A 708-nucleotide genomic window follows, 5' to 3' on the forward strand; every position below is an offset into this window, starting at 1 on the left:
CAGCGTCCTGCCGACCAATAATCGCTCCATTGGTATCGTAAATGTACACATAGAGGATACGCGGCTTGCCATCTGCTTCGATCACAGCCTCAGCTACGATCCGTTTGTCCTCATTGTAATAGTAACGATGACGCGCATTGGACACCGTACGCTCTACCATAAGCCCATCGCCGTTATAGCTGTAGCTCGCTGTGCCTTTGGCTCCAATCGCCTTGGTCAACTGATTTTTCTGGTTGTACTCGTACTGCGCCTCCTGAATCGGCAGCTCGCGGCTGCTCTCCAGCGTCAGGCGGTTGTAACGCCCGTCATACGTATAACGTTCGTTAAACTCACTTGACGTCTTCACCTGATCCAACGGCGTATAGCTGAAATTCGTTACATAGTTGTTCTCGTTCCGAGACATCACATTATCGTTTAGGTCGTACTCGTATTTGAATTGATTTAAAGACTGCGCTCCCTTATCGTACTGAATCTGGGACACCTTGTCGTTCTCATACTGCATGTTGGCCGCAAATGCCCCTGCCACTTGACGCTTCGCTACAACGCCATTTTTCCAATAATCGTACTTCACAAGCTGAGTGCTTGGCATCTTCGCGCCGCTAATATTCAAGTCCGTAATCTGGTTCCGATTGTTGTACAGACCACTTACCGTCAGGTTCACGCTGCTTCCCGGTTGCTTCACCACATAGCCTGTTTTCTTGTTCAGAT

The 708-nt window shown here is 49.2% G+C and carries 1 pseudogene; it reads right to left on the minus strand.

Going from position 1 to position 708, the window contains the following annotated elements:
- Positions 1-682, minus strand: a pseudogene (locus MH117_RS26370) (hypothetical protein); the annotation flags it as partial.
- Positions 683-708 lie beyond the last annotated feature (26 nt).

The organism is Paenibacillus sp. ACRRX (genome assembly GCF_022346885.1).
In the GTDB taxonomy this organism is placed as follows: Bacteria; Bacillota; Bacilli; order Paenibacillales; family Paenibacillaceae; genus Paenibacillus_B.